Source organism: Alkalimonas mucilaginosa (assembly GCF_036327005.1).
GTDB classification, from domain to species: Bacteria; Pseudomonadota; Gammaproteobacteria; order Enterobacterales; family Alteromonadaceae; genus Alkalimonas; species Alkalimonas mucilaginosa.
Genome location: NZ_JAUGZK010000003.1, coordinates 396,843 through 412,018, shown reverse-complemented (window position 1 = coordinate 412,018; position 15,176 = coordinate 396,843). Strand labels below are relative to the sequence as shown.

At 48.0% G+C, this 15,176-nt stretch carries 12 protein-coding genes; 7 read left to right on the top strand and 5 right to left on the bottom strand.

What is annotated here, in order from left to right; all coding sequences use genetic code 11:
* Positions 1-37: 37 nt before the first annotated feature.
* Positions 38-283 (top strand): YfhL family 4Fe-4S dicluster ferredoxin, encoded by a 246-nt coding sequence (locus tag QWF21_RS06230; RefSeq protein ID WP_407935267.1) that lies wholly within the window; start codon positions 38-40, stop codon positions 281-283.
* Here QWF21_RS06230 and QWF21_RS06225 read toward each other — a convergent pair.
* Positions 253-2,697: a GGDEF/EAL domain-containing response regulator gene (locus tag QWF21_RS06225; protein WP_330087180.1), complete on the bottom strand. Its 2,445-nt coding sequence runs from the start codon at positions 2,695-2,697 to the stop codon at positions 253-255. The genes QWF21_RS06230 and QWF21_RS06225 overlap by 31 nt on opposite strands.
* A gap of 521 nt (positions 2,698-3,218) precedes the next feature.
* On the opposite strand from QWF21_RS06225, the gene QWF21_RS06220 reads away from it, so the two are divergent.
* The 5 genes from QWF21_RS06220 to QWF21_RS06200 are packed head-to-tail and all read left to right on the top strand — an operon-like array spanning position 3,219 to position 9,228.
* Complete coding sequence (locus QWF21_RS06220; protein WP_330087179.1) at positions 3,219-3,584, top strand: response regulator; 366 nt, start codon at positions 3,219-3,221, stop codon at positions 3,582-3,584.
* On the top strand, positions 3,581-4,156 hold the full coding sequence (locus QWF21_RS06215; RefSeq protein WP_330087178.1) for a chemotaxis protein CheC: 576 nt from the start codon (positions 3,581-3,583) through the stop codon (positions 4,154-4,156). The genes QWF21_RS06220 and QWF21_RS06215 overlap by 4 nt, the downstream gene beginning before the upstream one ends.
* Positions 4,156-5,430 carry a PAS domain-containing sensor histidine kinase gene (locus tag QWF21_RS06210; protein ID WP_330087177.1) on the top strand — a complete coding sequence of 425 codons (1,275 nt, stop codon included), beginning with the start codon at positions 4,156-4,158 and terminating at the stop codon, positions 5,428-5,430. The genes QWF21_RS06215 and QWF21_RS06210 overlap by 1 nt, the downstream gene beginning before the upstream one ends.
* Before the next feature lies 1 nt (position 5,431).
* Positions 5,432-7,471: a response regulator gene (locus QWF21_RS06205; RefSeq protein WP_330087176.1), complete on the top strand. Its 2,040-nt coding sequence runs from the start codon at positions 5,432-5,434 to the stop codon at positions 7,469-7,471.
* Positions 7,472-7,476: 5 nt separating this feature from the next.
* Positions 7,477-9,228: a PAS domain S-box protein gene (locus QWF21_RS06200; protein WP_330087175.1), complete on the top strand. Its 1,752-nt coding sequence runs from the start codon at positions 7,477-7,479 to the stop codon at positions 9,226-9,228.
* 6 nt (positions 9,229-9,234) lie between these two features.
* On the opposite strand, the gene QWF21_RS06195 is transcribed toward QWF21_RS06200, so the two are convergent.
* From QWF21_RS06195 to QWF21_RS06180, 4 genes are read right to left on the bottom strand one after another with little or no spacing between them, the layout of a single operon-like run.
* The gene (locus QWF21_RS06195) at positions 9,235-10,578 is read right to left on the bottom strand and encodes a sensor histidine kinase (RefSeq protein WP_330087174.1); all 1,344 of its coding nucleotides are present in this window, start codon (positions 10,576-10,578) and stop codon (positions 9,235-9,237) included.
* 11 nt (positions 10,579-10,589) lie between these two features.
* Entirely contained in the window at positions 10,590-11,981 is a 1,392-nt protein-coding gene (locus QWF21_RS06190) for a sensor histidine kinase (protein WP_330087173.1), read from the bottom strand.
* A complete protein-coding gene (locus tag QWF21_RS06185; RefSeq protein WP_330087172.1) occupies positions 11,971-13,149 on the bottom strand; it encodes an FIST signal transduction protein in 1,179 nt (392 codons plus the stop codon). The genes QWF21_RS06190 and QWF21_RS06185 overlap by 11 nt, the downstream gene beginning before the upstream one ends.
* Positions 13,150-14,505 (bottom strand): HD domain-containing phosphohydrolase, encoded by a 1,356-nt coding sequence (locus QWF21_RS06180; protein WP_330087171.1) that lies wholly within the window; start codon positions 14,503-14,505, stop codon positions 13,150-13,152.
* Positions 14,506-14,601: 96 nt separating this feature from the next.
* Here QWF21_RS06180 and QWF21_RS06175 point away from each other — a divergent pair, with 96 nt between their 5' ends.
* Positions 14,602-15,174, top strand: a complete 573-nt coding sequence (locus tag QWF21_RS06175) for a response regulator (protein WP_330087170.1) — start codon at positions 14,602-14,604, stop codon at positions 15,172-15,174.
* The last annotated feature ends 2 nt before the right edge of the window (positions 15,175-15,176 follow it).

Sequence of the window (15,176 nt, the reverse complement as noted above, 5' to 3'; positions counted from 1 at the left end):
AAGCACCTGTCTGGCTTTGTGTGTTTGAATGCAGCCTATGTGGTTAATAGGGGTTCAAAGCTGGAGTGCTGAGGGTTTGACAGCAGTTATCGAAGTTTCCTGCATCAATTGCGACATGTGTGTACCAGAGTGTCCAAACCAGGCGATTGCTCTGGGGGTTCACCATTATGAGGTCGATCCGGAGCTTTGCACCGAGTGCGAAGGTTTTTACGAGGCGCCTACTTGCATTGCGGTTTGCCCGATTGATTGCATTTATCTGGATAATACTGATTCTCTGCTCTGAAACCAGCGGGTTCGCTCCACGTCTTCAGCTTGCAAAGGTTTACTCAATAAATAGCCCTGATAGCGTTGGCAACCCAAGCTTTTTAGATAGTCAAACTGAGCCTTAGTTTCAACGCCTTCGGCGGTAATTTCCAACTCCAGATCATTGGCCAGATGGATGATGGCAGGCAGCAATTTGTCCTGAGTGGTTTCATCAATACGCTGTATAAAACTGCGGTCGATTTTAAGGCGGCTTACGGGCAACTTATCCAGATAACTCAATGATGAATAGCCGGTGCCAAAATCATCCAAAGAAATCGAAAAGCCTTGTTCTGCCAATTGACGTAATTGCTCGAATGAGCTGGAACCTGCCTGGATCAGAATACTCTCAGTAATTTCAATAACTAAGACATCATTGGGTAATTGGTGGTGTTGCATGCATTCGATTAATTGCTTGCATAATTCAGGATCAGCCAGATCTTGGGCACTAAAATTTATATTTAAACGCAGTTCTGGCCAGTACTGGCGCCAGGCCTTTATTTGCGACAGTCCAAGCTCCAGCATTTGCTGCGTTAAAAAGCTAATCAGGCCCTGTTCTTCAAGCAAAGGAATAAACAACACTGGCGAAATAGGCCCCAGTTGTGGGTGAAGCCAGCGAGCAAGCAATTCGAAGCTGGCTAATTGGGTTTCGGCAGTAAAAATGGCTTGATAAGCACAACTAAACTGCTTATTGCTAATCGCTTGTCGTATGGTCTGACTAAGCTGTTGGCGCAAGTCAATTTTATGCTGTTGCTCTGGATCATAGAAACGGTATTGATGGCCGGCTTTTTTTTTAGCTTCGTACAGTGCTGAGCTGGCATATTGCAATAACTCATCCGGCTGCTGCTGTTCGCTCACCAGACAGATGCCGACACTGGCAGTAAAATGAATACTGACATCAAAATTGGTGGAGATATGCTCCAGCATTAATAGCAAATGCTCGGTGAACTCGGCTGCTTGCTCTAACGTGGTAAGGTGGCAGCACAGCAGCCAAAACTCATCACCAGACTCCCGATACAAATGATCTTGCTCATGCAGCAGCTGAGCCATTTGCCAGGCAATGGTTTGTAAGACCAGGTCACCGGTTTCCCGACCATACACATCGTTGATACGATGAAACTGATCCAGGTCCATTTTTATCAGGCAAAAAGTGTCTTGGTGCGTGGTGCAGTATTCAAGATCGCGCTTTAATTGCCATAAGGTTGGCAGAGCTGTCAGCGTGTCTATGTGTTGCATCAACTCAGGGCGTTGGATAACGGCTCTTTTCTGGCGTTTAAGCAACCGGCTTCGTTTGACTCGCGCTTCAACCGTCATCAACAAACGCCAGGGGGCAATTGGTTTTTGGATGAAGTCATCACCGGCCAGATTGGCGGCCGCCATATTTTCGTCGGTCTCTGGCTCGGATGCCATAAACATCAATGCTGTATCAGCTAATCCAGGGTGCTGACGAATAATTTGCCCTAACTCCAGGCCACTGCAGCCAGGCAAATTCAAATCAATCAGCATTAACTCCGGGCTTACTTCCTGTAGCAGCTCGAAGCCATGTTTTGCATTTTTAGCGGAATATACTTTATATCCCCCCATGCTCAACGCCTGGCGGTAAAAGCGCAGCGCATCGGCATCGCTATCGACCAATAAAATCCGATAGGGCTCAGTTTGCTCTTTGCAAAGCAGCTTGTTCAAATGACTTAACAATTGTGCTGCATCCAAAGGCCTGAGCATGAAGTGGTGACAGCCAGCTCTGGTGGCAGCGAGTCGTGCTTCAAAGCTGTCTTGTTCGGCCAGGAAAATAGCGGGCGGTTGATACCCCAGTTGTTGCCAGCTGTTTCGGATGGTCTCGGCAGTGTCGCAATGCTGATCATAGAGCTGAATATCACAGATAATCACCTGTGGTTTAGTCTGCAGCAGTGTGTCGTACAAGGCGTCCGGGCTGGTTTCTGTGACAACGGTGACGTGATGACGTCTGAGCTCTGCTGCCAGATGGTCTGCCTGACGCTGATTTTTATCAAAGATCAGTACAGATTGAGCAGATAGCGGCATGTCAAACACTGGGGACTCTGACAAGGTATTTTTCTTACTTTGACAAGCATCAGTTAGTTGTTGCCATAGCACCTCAAAGCAGTTGTGTTCCTGAATACGTTGACTTAACTCATCACTGTATGGCTTGGATAAGGCATCAAAAAACTGGTTGGCACTATTGGCGACAGCTTTAAAGCCATACATACTGGCTGCGCCATTCAACTGTTGGCAAAGGCGCTTAAGCTCAGTACGGGCATCTTTGCTGTTGTTTGTTTGGTAGTGTTGCCAGTGATAATCCAACTGGGTTGTTTTTTGTTGCAGGTTGGCCCGATAGCTTTGCTGCATACTTTGCCATTTACTGGCTTCTTCCTTAGACATGCGACTACATCTCCTGCATCAGGTCCAGTACCTTAAATGTATACTAAAGCAGTTCATGGCAGATTGCTCGATATGTTTCCCGGTTAAGGCTGATAAATCTCTGATATTTTTTCGATTACTGCTGCTGAAATCGGCAATAGACAGCCATCCGTCTGGTTAACTGAATTACGATTAAAGCAGTTGATGGCAAATCTGCTCTGGAATTACCTAAGTGTGAGCTCATCTTCGGTCTTTGTTGCTTTGTTAATCTGTTATGTTTTACAACCTCAACAAGCTGACCTGCATTAGGGCATGCAAGATTGATTGAATTTCTTGCTTCTGATAGGCGATGTCTTAAGAGCAAAAGCCGCTTAAATTGCACACTCAAAGAGTTTGTTAAGCTCATCATCTATACTGATAGATGCCCGACATCCTCATTGGCTTACTTTTAAATACTACAAATGTTTTTGCTAAAAAGCCTACATTAAGCTAGTATAAGACAAATGAGACACTTGTGCCTTTTCAGACTATGGGAGATCACCATGGGAATACCGGTCACGATAGCAGACGATTCAGCCTTGTCACGTAAAACAATCCGGCGTGCTTTACCGGCAGACTGGGATGTTGATATTCATGAAGCTAAAAATGGTGTCGAAGCCATGGATGCCGTGCATGCGGGGAAAGCTGATGTATTGTTTTTAGACCTGCAAATGCCGGAAATGAATGGCTTTGAGGTGCTGAAAACACTGCACGATCATCACGAGAAAACGGTTGTGATTGTGATCAGTGCCGACATTCAGCCCGAAGCTCAGGCTTTGGTAAACTCTTTAGGTGCCTTTCGGTTTCTCAAAAAGCCCTTGCAAGCTGATGAGTTGCGGCAAACCCTGAACGAGGTGGGCTTGTTATGATTAGCCTATCGGAAGACGAGCGTGATGCGCTGCAAGAAATCATGAACATCTCGATGGGGCAGGCAGCCAATGCTATGGCGCGACTGATCCAAACCAAGGTGACACTGTCGGTACCAGCCATTCGCACTATGACACCGCAAGACTTTCAGGCCATGATCCACGGTATGTCCAACAGCTGGTTTGCCCGGCAATCTTTTCTGGGTACTTTACGAGGTGAGGTCATCACCAGTTTGCAAAAAGAAGGCTGTGAAGCTATCGCTGAACTGATGGATTTTGAGTTACCGCTTGATCCCAGTACCACAGAAGAACTGGTGCTGGAAGTAACCAATATTTTATCGGCTGCTTGCTTGCAAGGCTTTACCAGTCAGTTAGAACTTAGCGCGCAATTGGCAATGCCAGCCTTTTATTATCCCGAAAAAACACCACAAGATGCTGATTGGTCTTCCATTTTGTTGATGGATGTGGATTTTCGGATTGAGCAAATGCAATTCGATGCCAGGGTATTGATTGGTTTAAGCGAGGGCTCGACCAGTCAATTACTGATCCCCATTCGTGCATTGCTGGAGTCCTGATGCGAAAAGCTGAGCTTGAGCATGTGTTGGTGCAACTGCCGATAGCGGTGTGCATTATCGATGAGGCGAGAACCATTGTTTTTGCCAATGCAGCATTCTCAGGCGGCCTTACCCTTAGGCAAGAAGACTTAACCGGGCGTCTGTTGGATGATGTGTTTCCGCAGCAGATCCGCTTTTTAAAGCGGAAAATCAACAGTGTGTTTGCCCTGAAAAATCCGAGTTTTAGCTACTGGCAGCAGCGACCGCATGTATTTCCAATGAGCAGCAGTCGCCCCATTACCGGCGATGAGTCCGAAATGTATCAAAATGTGCAATTTATTCCACTTCTGGACTCGGCAGACGAAGTTTCACACCTGTGCATGGTGATTTCGGATGTCACCGCGGAGGCCAGCTACTTTTTGCAGCAAAGTGAGCTCAAACAAGCGTTGGAAGAAGAGCACCAGCAGTTGCAAAAGCTGCATGCCGAGCTGAAGCAAGCGCAACAACAAATGTTGCAATCAGAAAAAATGGCGTCCATCGGCCAATTGGCAGCAGGTGTTGCCCATGAAATCAATAACCCGGTAGGTTTTGTTCGCTCCAATTTAGAGACCATGCAGGACTATACCTCTAAATTGATAAAGATCATGGATCGACAGCAAAAAATTATTCTAAAGCAAGCCGAACCAAGGTTTATCGCCCTACTGAATGACCTATATGAACGTTTAGGCGTTGCTTATATCCAGTCGGATTTACCTGATCTTATTGACGAGTCGCTGGCAGGAACTGAGCGCGTTCGAAGCATCGTCAAAAGCCTACGTGATTTTGCTAAACATGATGAAGAAGGTTGGGTGGGTCTTGATTTAGCGGAGGTGATCCGCTCGGCCCTGGCATTGCTGGAAAACGAAATCAAATACAAAGCGAAAGTGGAGCTGGAACTTCCTGAGCAGAATGCACTGATTTGGGCCAAAGCAGCCTCCATTCGCCAGTTGCTATTTAATGTGATTCTAAATGCCTTGCAGGCCATGCAGCCGATGGGTTTGCTGCGAATTAGCTGTACACTGCAGCAAGACACAATTCAACTGACTATACAGGACAATGGCTGTGGTATGGACAGCGATACTTTGTCTCGTATCTTTGATCCTTTTTTTACCACCAAAGCTGTGGGGCAGGGCACCGGCCTTGGTTTGGCTGAAGTCTACAACATTGTGCAGGAGCATGAGGCGACCATGCAGGTGGACAGTGAGCCGGGTACCGGAACCAGGTTCCGTTTTTGCTTTAAAGCTTATCGGGGTTGATATGCAGCAAGAGCACCTTTTAAAGACTGACGATACCGGTAGTGAATTAACCGATATTCTGTTGGCCATTGCCGAGCGCTTTATTAATGTGCCTCTGGCTGAGTCGGAGTACCTGATTGCCGATACTCTGGAGCAGATGGGCAAATTTGTGGATGCCGATCGCGTTTACATTTTTTCATACGACTTTGAGAAAAATACCTGCAGCAATACACACGAGTGGTGCGCAGAAGGCATCAGCGCGGAAATTGAACAGTTGCAAAATGTGTCAATCTTGCACATTCCACAGTGGTTGAATGCCCATCTGCAGGGTGAGCAGATGCTGTACCCCGATGTACCAGCATTGCCTGACGATGATCCGATCAAGGCCATTCTGGCTCCTCAGGGCATTAAAAGCATTATCACCATTCCGATGCGGCATCAGGGCAAATTAATCGGTTTTGTTGGCTTTGACTCGGTGCGTCGATTTCACCACTACGATCAGCAGGAGCGCAAACTGCTGGCAGTGTTTGCTCAATTGCTGGTGAACCTGAAGGAACGGATGGATACCATGCAACTGCTGGATACCGCCAAACAATCCGCTGAGTCTGCGGCTCAAGTAAAGGCACAGTTTCTTGCCAACATGAGCCATGAATTACGTACACCACTCAATGCCATTACCGGCTTTAGCGAGTTAATGCAGTCACTGGATTTGACCGCCCAGGCTAAGAGTTTTAACCAAAAAATTCAGCAGGCGTCGTCTCACTTATTGTCGGTCATCAACGATATTCTGGATTTGTCGAAAATTGAAGCCAACAAGTTGGAGCTAAAGCCAGAGGCTGTCCGACTGTCCCGTCTGATGTTGGAGCTGGACGACATGATGCAATTGCAGGCGCAGCGCAAAAGCTTAAGTTTGCAGGTCTCTGTTGACCCGGCCCTGCACCGTCCAGTGATGCTTGATGCGCTTCGCTTTAACCAGGTGATGATTAACCTTGTAGGCAACGCCATTAAGTTTACCCACTACGGCCGTGTTACGGTGGAATTCCGTGTCCTTGAGATAGACAACGACGCCGTTACCTTGGAGGTTGCAGTGACCGATACCGGTATTGGTATGAGCGAGGAGAGCATTGCTCAGTTATTTGATGCCTTTCACCAGCTTGATACCAGCATTACCCGCCAGTTCGGTGGCACCGGGCTTGGGCTTTTCATCAGTCAGGGGTTGTTGCAGAAAATGCAGAGTGCACTCAAAGTACAATCCACGCCAGGACAGGGCAGCAGTTTCTCATTTCAACTTCGGTTGCCTTTTGCTGCGAACACTGGGCTGGTCAAGCGTCCTGCTGAAGCACCTGCTGCTGAGCTGCAAGGGCAGGTCCTGCTGGTTGAAGACGACAGTACCAACCGTTTATTGCTGCGGAAAATGCTGGAGCGGCTGGGCTTGTCGGTTCGGGAAGCTGAGCATGGCAAAGCAGCCCTGGCCGCTGTGGCACTGCAGGAGCCCGACATCATCCTGATGGACATTCAGATGCCGGTGATGGATGGCCTGACGGCCACTGAACAGCTGCGTCAGCAAGGTTTTCGAAAACCGATTCTGGCGCTGTCGGCTGGTGTCATGCCTGAAGACATCGAGCGCAGCCGACACCATCAGCTCGATGATCACCTTACCAAGCCCATCACGCTTCAGGGGTTGAGTGATGGTTTAAGCCGCTGGTTGTATCATCCAGTCAGACAACCCATAGCTCTGACGCTGAACTGTCTGGCCGTCATGGTGGGGGAGGATGCAATGGCAGAGGTATTGCATGATTTTCAAGCCTCTTTGACTAAAACCATGGGGGAAATGCGGCAAAGCTTCCGTGCCGGCGATCCTGTCACCCTGGCTGCCCTATGTCACCGGTTAAAATCCTCGACCCGTTTTGTGGGTGCGGTGTCTGTGGCGAACCAGCTGCATGATACGGAACAGTTACTAAAATCAGAATCCTTTTTACCTCAGTCTGTTTTTTTAGATTTATTAGCTACACTTAATGCACTTTATGCTCAGGTTGAATGCTCTATACAACAATTGGAGTAAACTCAATGAATATACTTGGTTTCGTTCACAATGCCAGCGAGCAGGCTTTGCGGCAAAGTATTCTGGCCGTTATTACTATTGATGATAAGAATAATGTGCGGTTCTTCAACAATGCCGCTGAGAACCTGACTGGCTACAAGCGAGCTGAGGTGCTTGGGAAAAACGTGGCTTTTTTGTTACCTGATGCCATGCAGGCGTCCCATGACAGCTGGGTGAACCGGCACCGGGATGGCGGTGCCGATAAAATTGTCGGCAGTTCACGTGATGTCCAGATGCGCCATAAGTCAGGCGCGCTGGTATGGGTCTCGTTGTCACTGTCCAAGGTGAAAATGGGGAGCGCCATTCATTATACCGCCATGCTGCGGGATATCTCACATGAGCGCGCTGTGCGCGACACCATGTTTCAGACCTTGGAGCAGGCACTGGATGCAGTGGTCTGCATTGATGAAAATAACTGCATTACTTTTTTTAACAAAGCAGCCGAAGCCTTGTGGGCTACCGACCGACAGCAGGTACTTGGGCAAAACGTGAAAATGCTGGTGCCTGCTGCCATTCAATCGATGCATGATGGCTTTATTCATGCAAACCGCACGACCGGCAAAGATAAAATCGTTGGCACCAGCCGGGAGGTTGAAATTGAGCGTTTTGACGGTACCAAATGTTGGGGAGCTTTGTCGCTTTCTAAGGTGCAGCTGGGTAATAAAACCATTTACACTGCGTTTATAAAAGATGTCACTGAAGAAGTAAGGCAACGAGAAGAGCGTGAAATGCTCTCTCTTGTAGCCAATGAAACCGATAATGCGGTCATCATTACCGATCCGGCCGGGTTAATCGTCTACGTGAACAACGGTTTTGAACGTTTAACCGGTTATCAGTTGGCTGAAGTCAAAGGCTTAAAGCCCGGTTCTTTTTTGCAAGGCGACGAAACCAACCCCGCCACCATCAAAAAAATACGGGACTGCATTCAGCAGCGCGTGCCATTTTATGACGAAATATTAAATTACACCAAAAGTGGTGAGCCTTATTGGGTTTCTTTGTCGGTCAATCCGGTACTTGATAAACAGAAGCAAGTTAAAAACTTTATCTCGGTGCAAGCCAACGTCAGCTCGGTTAAAGAAATGGCGGTTGAATTTACTAATAAATTAGCTGCTATTGGGACTGCTCTGTTTATTTTTGAGTTAAAAGCGGATAAGTCTTTTCTGGAGGCCAATGCATTGTTTACAGAGCGCTGTAAAAAATTTGGCTCCCCCAGCCAGGTGGCGCACAAAATGTTTGATGCGCAGTTAAGTACGGCTGAGTTGCAGCAGTTGCAACAGCAAGGCTCTGTCTCCAAGCAATTTGAATTGAAATCAGACACTGATTTACTCAGCATGGATGCTCGAGTTTGCGTGATTAAAAACATCAAGGGCGAGATAGTTCGTTACGTAGTGTTTGGCATCGATATTACCGAGCGAAAAGCCATCGTAGCGCAAACGCAGAGTGCGATGAGTGAACTTATTACCTCAAGTCAAACCATCAGTTCCATCATTGGAACCATCAATGGTATTTCCGAGCAAACCAACTTGTTAGCCTTAAACGCGGCGATCGAAGCAGCTCGCGCTGGTGAAATGGGGCGTGGCTTTGCAGTGGTCGCCGATGAAGTAAGGACACTTGCTGCCAGCTCGCGTAAATCGAGCGACGAGATAGACTTGTTGGTGCAAGAGACGGTTAAAAAGATTGAGCAGTTAAATGGCTTAATGCAACGAATTGACTCATAAAGTAATCTATAAGGGCAGCCGCACTTCAAAGCAGGTGTGGCCGTCATGCTGAGGCTGCAATGACAGTGTGCCTTTTAATTCTTGCACCGTATGCACGCAAAGTGCTAAACCAAGCCCTTTGTGATCTGTTTTGGCCATCTCTTGCCGGTGTTGCAGATCTTGCAGTAAATTCGCTGCAACTCCCGCCCCTTGATCAATCACTCGTAGCAGAACATGATGCTCGCTTTCATCCAACAAGGCCTGCATTTTAAGCGGTGGTTTGCCATGCTCCATGGCATTTTCCAGCAGACCAAAAAGTACCTGAACCAGTTTGGCCTTGTTGGTGTTTAGCTGAAGCATGCTATTGCAATCAATCTCGACAGGGATCAACTGATGATGGGTGCTTTTTAGCAGCAAGGCAACCGACTGCAGCAGCGTATGGACGTTAACCGGTGTATTACTGCTGCTATCGTGGTGATGGAATAAGGTGAGTTGCTTGACCACAGTTTCAATTTTGCTTGCTGCAGCTTCTGTTTCTGCGACCAGTTGTTTGGCATCCATCAGCAGCTCCGGAAACTCCGGGGTAAGGCATGTAATTGCCTCCATAGCTTGTTCTGGAATTACCTTGGGCAGTATTTCCACATAATGCTGAAGTAATTGCAGATTGCACAAAGTTGCCCCCAGAGGACTGTTAATTTCATGAGCCAGGCTTTCTGCCAGCTTGCCAAAGCTGGCCATGCGCTGTTGTTGAATTAACGAAAGCTCCTGTTTTTTGAGTTGGTGCAGTGCTTTCTCGAGCTGTTGGTTTTTCTCTGCCAGCAGTTGCATCAGTTGCTGGCGCTCCCGATGCGCTTTACGGCGCTCAAAGTGAGCAGCCAGGTGGGTCGCAACGTATGCAAGCAGCTCCAGATCGGTGGTTTGGTACTTCACATCGCTGGAATAACTCTGAATAACCAGCACCCCCAACAGCTCATCCTCAAGCAGCATGGGGACACCCAACCAACTGGCAATGCTGTCAAGATGGCCAAGTACACTCGCAATTTCGCCCAGCTGTATGAGCTCTTGGATGTCTTCGGCATCGAGCAGCACCGGCTTACGCTTACGAATGACATAGGAGGTAATGCCATCCCCAAGTGCAAAGTGTGTGGTGGCAGGGCAGGCGTCTTTTTGATCAGCGAAGTAGGCAATTTCCAGAGACAACTGCGTTGGATGATAGAGCACAATCATAAAATTATCGCAGTGCACCAGTTGATGCACGCATTGATGCAATCTGGCAAAGTAGGTGCTTTCTGCCAAATCTGCATAACTCAGCTCTGAGATGCTAAACAGAGTTTTGGATAAACCAGAAAGCTTGTCCTGCTCAATTGCCATTATGTGGTGTCTCAAAGATAGTCATCTGCATGATAGTTGCTAAGATCTGGTTGTTTCGGTAAAGCGATCACAAAGCTGGTACCTTGATTGGGTTGACTGATAACCTGAATGCTACCACTGTGTTGTTCAATAATAGCCTTGGAGATTGCCAAGCCTAACCCAGTGCCTTTGCCAACGGCTTTGGTGGTGAAAAAGGGATCAAATATTTTGGACAGGGTGTCTTCAGGGATACCACAACCATTGTCTTTAATTTCAATAAATGCGTTGTCTTTATCGTCGCATAAGGTAATTTGAATGAGCCCCCGGTTGTCATCGCAGGCCTGAGCTGCATTGACCAGTATATTCAGCAATACCTGTGACAGTTGAGCAGCCCTGGCAGTGACAACAATGCGTTTGTTGCCGTAATTCTTTTCAACCTGGGCGCTGTACTTAATCTGATTCCAGGCCACTCGCAAGGTGTTGTCAATCAGTTCGGCCAAATCAATATCGTCAACCTTGCTTTGGTCCGGATGCGAAAATTGCCTTAGGCTTTTGACGATGTCTTTAACCCGTGTTGCCCCCTCGGTCATTTCAGCCATGATGTCGTCAGTATCGGCACAAATGGCTTGGTAGCGGTAGTGTTCAAGGATGGACTGGGCTTTGTCGGCAGCAACTTCGTGCTTTAGCGCTTCGATTAGCTGGTGCAGCTGCTCGTGGTTGTAGGCGAGGTTTTGAATATTGCTAAGTACATAACTGAGCGGGTTGTTGATTTCATGTGCAACGCCAGCGGCCATTTGGCCCAATGAGGCCATTTTTTCTGATGACATCAGCACTTTTTCAATCTGGTCTTGCTTGGCTTCTAGCTCTTTTTGTTGTTCTTGCAGGCGACGTTTTTCCACCTGGTTTATGGTACTGCCGGCAAAGCTGGAAAACTGCTGCAATAAAGTCAGATCATGGGGCCCAAAGGCAGCACGTTGACTAGAAAAAATCCACAGCTGGTAGTCAGCATGCTGCGTTCGAATATCAATTCCGAGCAGTGAGCGCATGTTGGCCCAAGGGGAGCTAAGCGGCAATGGTTTTTCCAACAGTAAAGAAATATGAAAAGCATTCAGTGGGCGTTGCAGACCTTTCTGGTGGACATGCTGCACAATACTTAGTGCACCACTGTTATCGGTTTCTGTGCTGCTAACAGGAAGTAGCTGTGTCTGGTCTTTGCTTAGTTGGGTCATGACAGCGGCATCAAAGTTTAACGCCTGGCGCAGTAGCCCAAAAAACTGTGCGAAGAGTGTATCGATGTCATCGATCGTTAAAATAACATGCAGGCCGTCCAGAATAAGTGTCTGCAACAAGTGCACCTGCTCCAGCTCCCTATTTTTGATTTGCAGCTGATGCAGTTTATCCAACAGGCTCTCGTTAGGTTTCACGATCACCTCCAAACAGTGTGCACGAAATCATCAGGTTGCCATGGCGACTTTCTCCATCGCTAAAGGTCCCTTGCTCCCCAAAGGTAAAGCCCATGATAAAAGGAAGATCCGGAAGTTCCGCTGCCATGGCGGCCTGCACTTCGGCCATGGCATTCTGAATGGCCAGCATACAGCCACCACAAAAAATGATGATGGCTCCCTCAAGCGACAACATGCCCCTTAGTTTCGCGATGTCGCGAGCGGTTCGAATGACCTGAGGCCCGCGCTCGAGCAGTTGCCTTGTTGAACCAGAGGCCAGATGCAGCGTTTCACCCGGATGCACTTCTGAAAATAAATCCAGGCAGCCGTTGGATGCCATTGCCGGATGGCTTAGCAGCAACAACGGAATATCGCTGCTGCTTTTTAGTCGTGCTATTGGTGTCATGGTGGATGCAGCCAGCACATTGCCATCTTCAAGCATAGGGTGCCCGAGTTGTGTTCGCCATGTATTGATGACATCGACAGCCGGCTGGCCATCGATTTCCTGCAACTTTCTTCCGCTGACCTTTGTCACTGTTCCTGACCGCCCGGTAAGCTCGTAGCCACTGCCAAAATAACCGAGCACAGGTACGGATGGATAGAGCACCGCAATGATAAAGCCATGAGACAGTCTTTTGCTACCATCATGCAGCCCCCATTGTCCTTCGATGGTATTGTCTGCACTGCTGCCACCAAAAACCGGCACTTTGGTGCCCACGATATCCTGGATGCCCAATAGTACCTGCTCCTCTTGCCCAGGGGTTTGAAAACACCAGATAAGCTGAGGTGAAAGGTGGCCGCGACCACTTTTTTCCATCGCGTTAAGCAGAGTTTGGGCTGCAGCAGAGCGGACGTCAGTAGATGCCTGGCTGCTGGCAACACCATAAAAGCCCGCTTTATCTTTAAATTGCAGCATACTGATGCTGTGCTGTTGCAGTGATAGCTGTTGCTCATTGGAACTACCCAGGCAGGAGCTGGTAAACAGGCAGGGTGATGTCAGGTTCAGCTCGCCTGGCAAGGCTTTAAGTAGGGCCGCTTCACAAAACCCAATCACAAACTGACAGTCGTTGCTGACAAGCTGCGACTTGAGCTGCTCTGCCGCCTCGGCAGTGCTTGATGCGGTGATGTGATGGCTGTCGATGGAAAACATTCAGGCCTCACTTGGCGCATTCGGCGCTTCAGATGCTGTTGCGACGGAGTCTTCCGGAGCGATATCAATCTTAAGTTCTTGATGATGCTGTCGTTGATATTTTTTAAGTTTATCAATCAAAGCGGGGGTTAGCTCACAGCCTTTAGGTAGTAGCAAAATTTTGGTTTCATTGTAAAGAGCAGAGCGGAGTCGCATGCCGGGTTTGAGTTCATCAATGCTGAAACCATCGCGAATACTGTTAATAAAAATATCACGGCTTTTTTGATAGCAGGCTTCAAAAGCGACAATCACATCCGGGTCGTACAAACTGTGGCTTGCTCGCATAATCATGGTGCACGCCTCTTTGGGCGTTAAAACCTTGCTGTAACTACGACGGGTCATCAGCAACCAATAATCTCTGGCCACTGCTAAAACGCGGGCAGGTAAAGGAATCTGCGTTTCTTTCAGCTCTGCCGGGTAGCCCGAACCATTAAAGTGCGCATACTGGCAGCAGATCCCCTCCACAACAGCGCGTAAATGAGGTGCTGGTGATAAAATCAACTCTGCATGCGAGGCGTGCTCCATAAATTGCTGCTTTTCCAACCCTTCCAGCTGATGGTAGGGTTTTTTTAACAAATCAGCAGGTAGTCCAATCATGCCGATTTCATGCAACAGGGCGGTTAGAGCTACGTTTTCAATGTCTTTGGCCGGTAACTGCATTTTTTCAGCAATGGCTTTAGCCAGGTTGGATACATTTGCGGCAAAACCTGCGCTGATTGAAGGGTGTATGCTAATCACGTTGTAGAGGATATCCAGGTTATTTTGTTTTTCTTGCTCAGAACGCGCCATGCTGGCCCGGAGTTGTGTCAGCGTTTTCTTCAGTTGAACTGTGCGTTGATGCACCATTTCCTCAAGGTTATGATTTAACTCTTTCAACTCTTTGTTTTGCAAGCCAATTTGTTGTTGCATCCGTTTGTTGGCTTGCTCGAGATGAAACAGCTTTAAGCCATCTTTCACAGTGTTGAGCAAATCTTTGTTGTTCCATGGCTTTTGCACGTAGCGGTGAATGCGACCATCGTTGATGGCAGCAATAGTTGAAGTCATATCGCTGTAACCGGTCATGAGGATCCGGTAAGCATCGGGTTGAATCTCTAGGGCTTTTGCTAAAAATTCAGCGCCATTCATTTCGGGCATGCGCATGTCTGAAATAATCAGATGTACTTGTTTTGACTCCAGTATCCTGATCGCATCCCGGCCGTTGGTCGCCAGCTCAATATCTAAACCGACTGGGAAAAACAATCGTTTGAGGGCATTTAAGATGCTTGGCTCGTCATCAACGCACAGCATCACAGGTTTTTTGGCGGTGGCAGCGGTCATGATAAAGCCCTCTCGGTGGCGTATTTGTCTCATTTGTCGCAATCATATTAAATGTATGCTATCCTCGACAGTAAATCAAGCTAGCTGAGTTGTACTATGCTAAGAACATTAAAACCGAGTGAAATTGCCAGCTATTGCGATGTGCATCATCGAACCGTCAGTCGCTGGATCGCATCTGGTGAATTAAAAGGCCACAAACTACCAGGGCGGGGCAATTACCGGGTGCAGGTTGCCGATTTTATTGAGTTTCTGGAAAAGCAGGGCATGCCTGTTCCGCCAAGCCTGTCCGCACATCCGCGAGTGTTGGTAGTAGATGACGAAGCGGGTATTCGCTCTGTCATCCGACGAACCTTGCAACGACTAGAACTGGATGTTGTGGAAGCCGCGGGTGGTTTTGAAGCCGGTATGCTGGTACTGCAACAAGCCCCTGATTTGATGACCATTGATTTGGCGATGCCCGGATTCAATGGTTTTGATGTGATCCGGGTTATTCGACAGCAGCCTGAGTTTAACGATATCCGGCTGCTGGTTATTTCCGGTTTACCAGAGCCTGAGCTTGAAAAAGCGGTGGAACTTGGCGCCAATGATTACTTAATGAAGCCATTTGATGCCGATGTGCTACTGGCCAAAGTACAGAAAATGCTTAATTTACGGGCATTTGTGAGGTAATT

Bases quoted from the DNA above. Each gene is read 5' to 3' on its own strand.
- QWF21_RS06230 (WP_407935267.1), top strand. From the start codon at position 38: ATGTGGTTAATAGGGGTTCAAAGCTGGAGTGCTGAGGGTTTGACAGCA.
- QWF21_RS06225 (WP_330087180.1), bottom strand. From the start codon at position 2,697: ATGTCTAAGGAAGAAGCCAGTAAATGGCAAAGTATGCAGCAAAGCTAT.
- QWF21_RS06220 (WP_330087179.1), top strand. From the start codon at position 3,219: ATGGGAATACCGGTCACGATAGCAGACGATTCAGCCTTGTCACGTAAA.
- QWF21_RS06215 (WP_330087178.1), top strand. From the start codon at position 3,581: ATGATTAGCCTATCGGAAGACGAGCGTGATGCGCTGCAAGAAATCATG.
- QWF21_RS06210 (WP_330087177.1), top strand. From the start codon at position 4,156: ATGCGAAAAGCTGAGCTTGAGCATGTGTTGGTGCAACTGCCGATAGCG.
- QWF21_RS06205 (WP_330087176.1), top strand. From the start codon at position 5,432: ATGCAGCAAGAGCACCTTTTAAAGACTGACGATACCGGTAGTGAATTA.
- QWF21_RS06200 (WP_330087175.1), top strand. From the start codon at position 7,477: ATGAATATACTTGGTTTCGTTCACAATGCCAGCGAGCAGGCTTTGCGG.
- QWF21_RS06195 (WP_330087174.1), bottom strand. From the start codon at position 10,578: ATGGCAATTGAGCAGGACAAGCTTTCTGGTTTATCCAAAACTCTGTTT.
- QWF21_RS06185 (WP_330087172.1), bottom strand. From the start codon at position 13,149: ATGTTTTCCATCGACAGCCATCACATCACCGCATCAAGCACTGCCGAG.
- QWF21_RS06180 (WP_330087171.1), bottom strand. From the start codon at position 14,505: ATGACCGCTGCCACCGCCAAAAAACCTGTGATGCTGTGCGTTGATGAC.
- QWF21_RS06175 (WP_330087170.1), top strand. From the start codon at position 14,602: ATGCTAAGAACATTAAAACCGAGTGAAATTGCCAGCTATTGCGATGTG.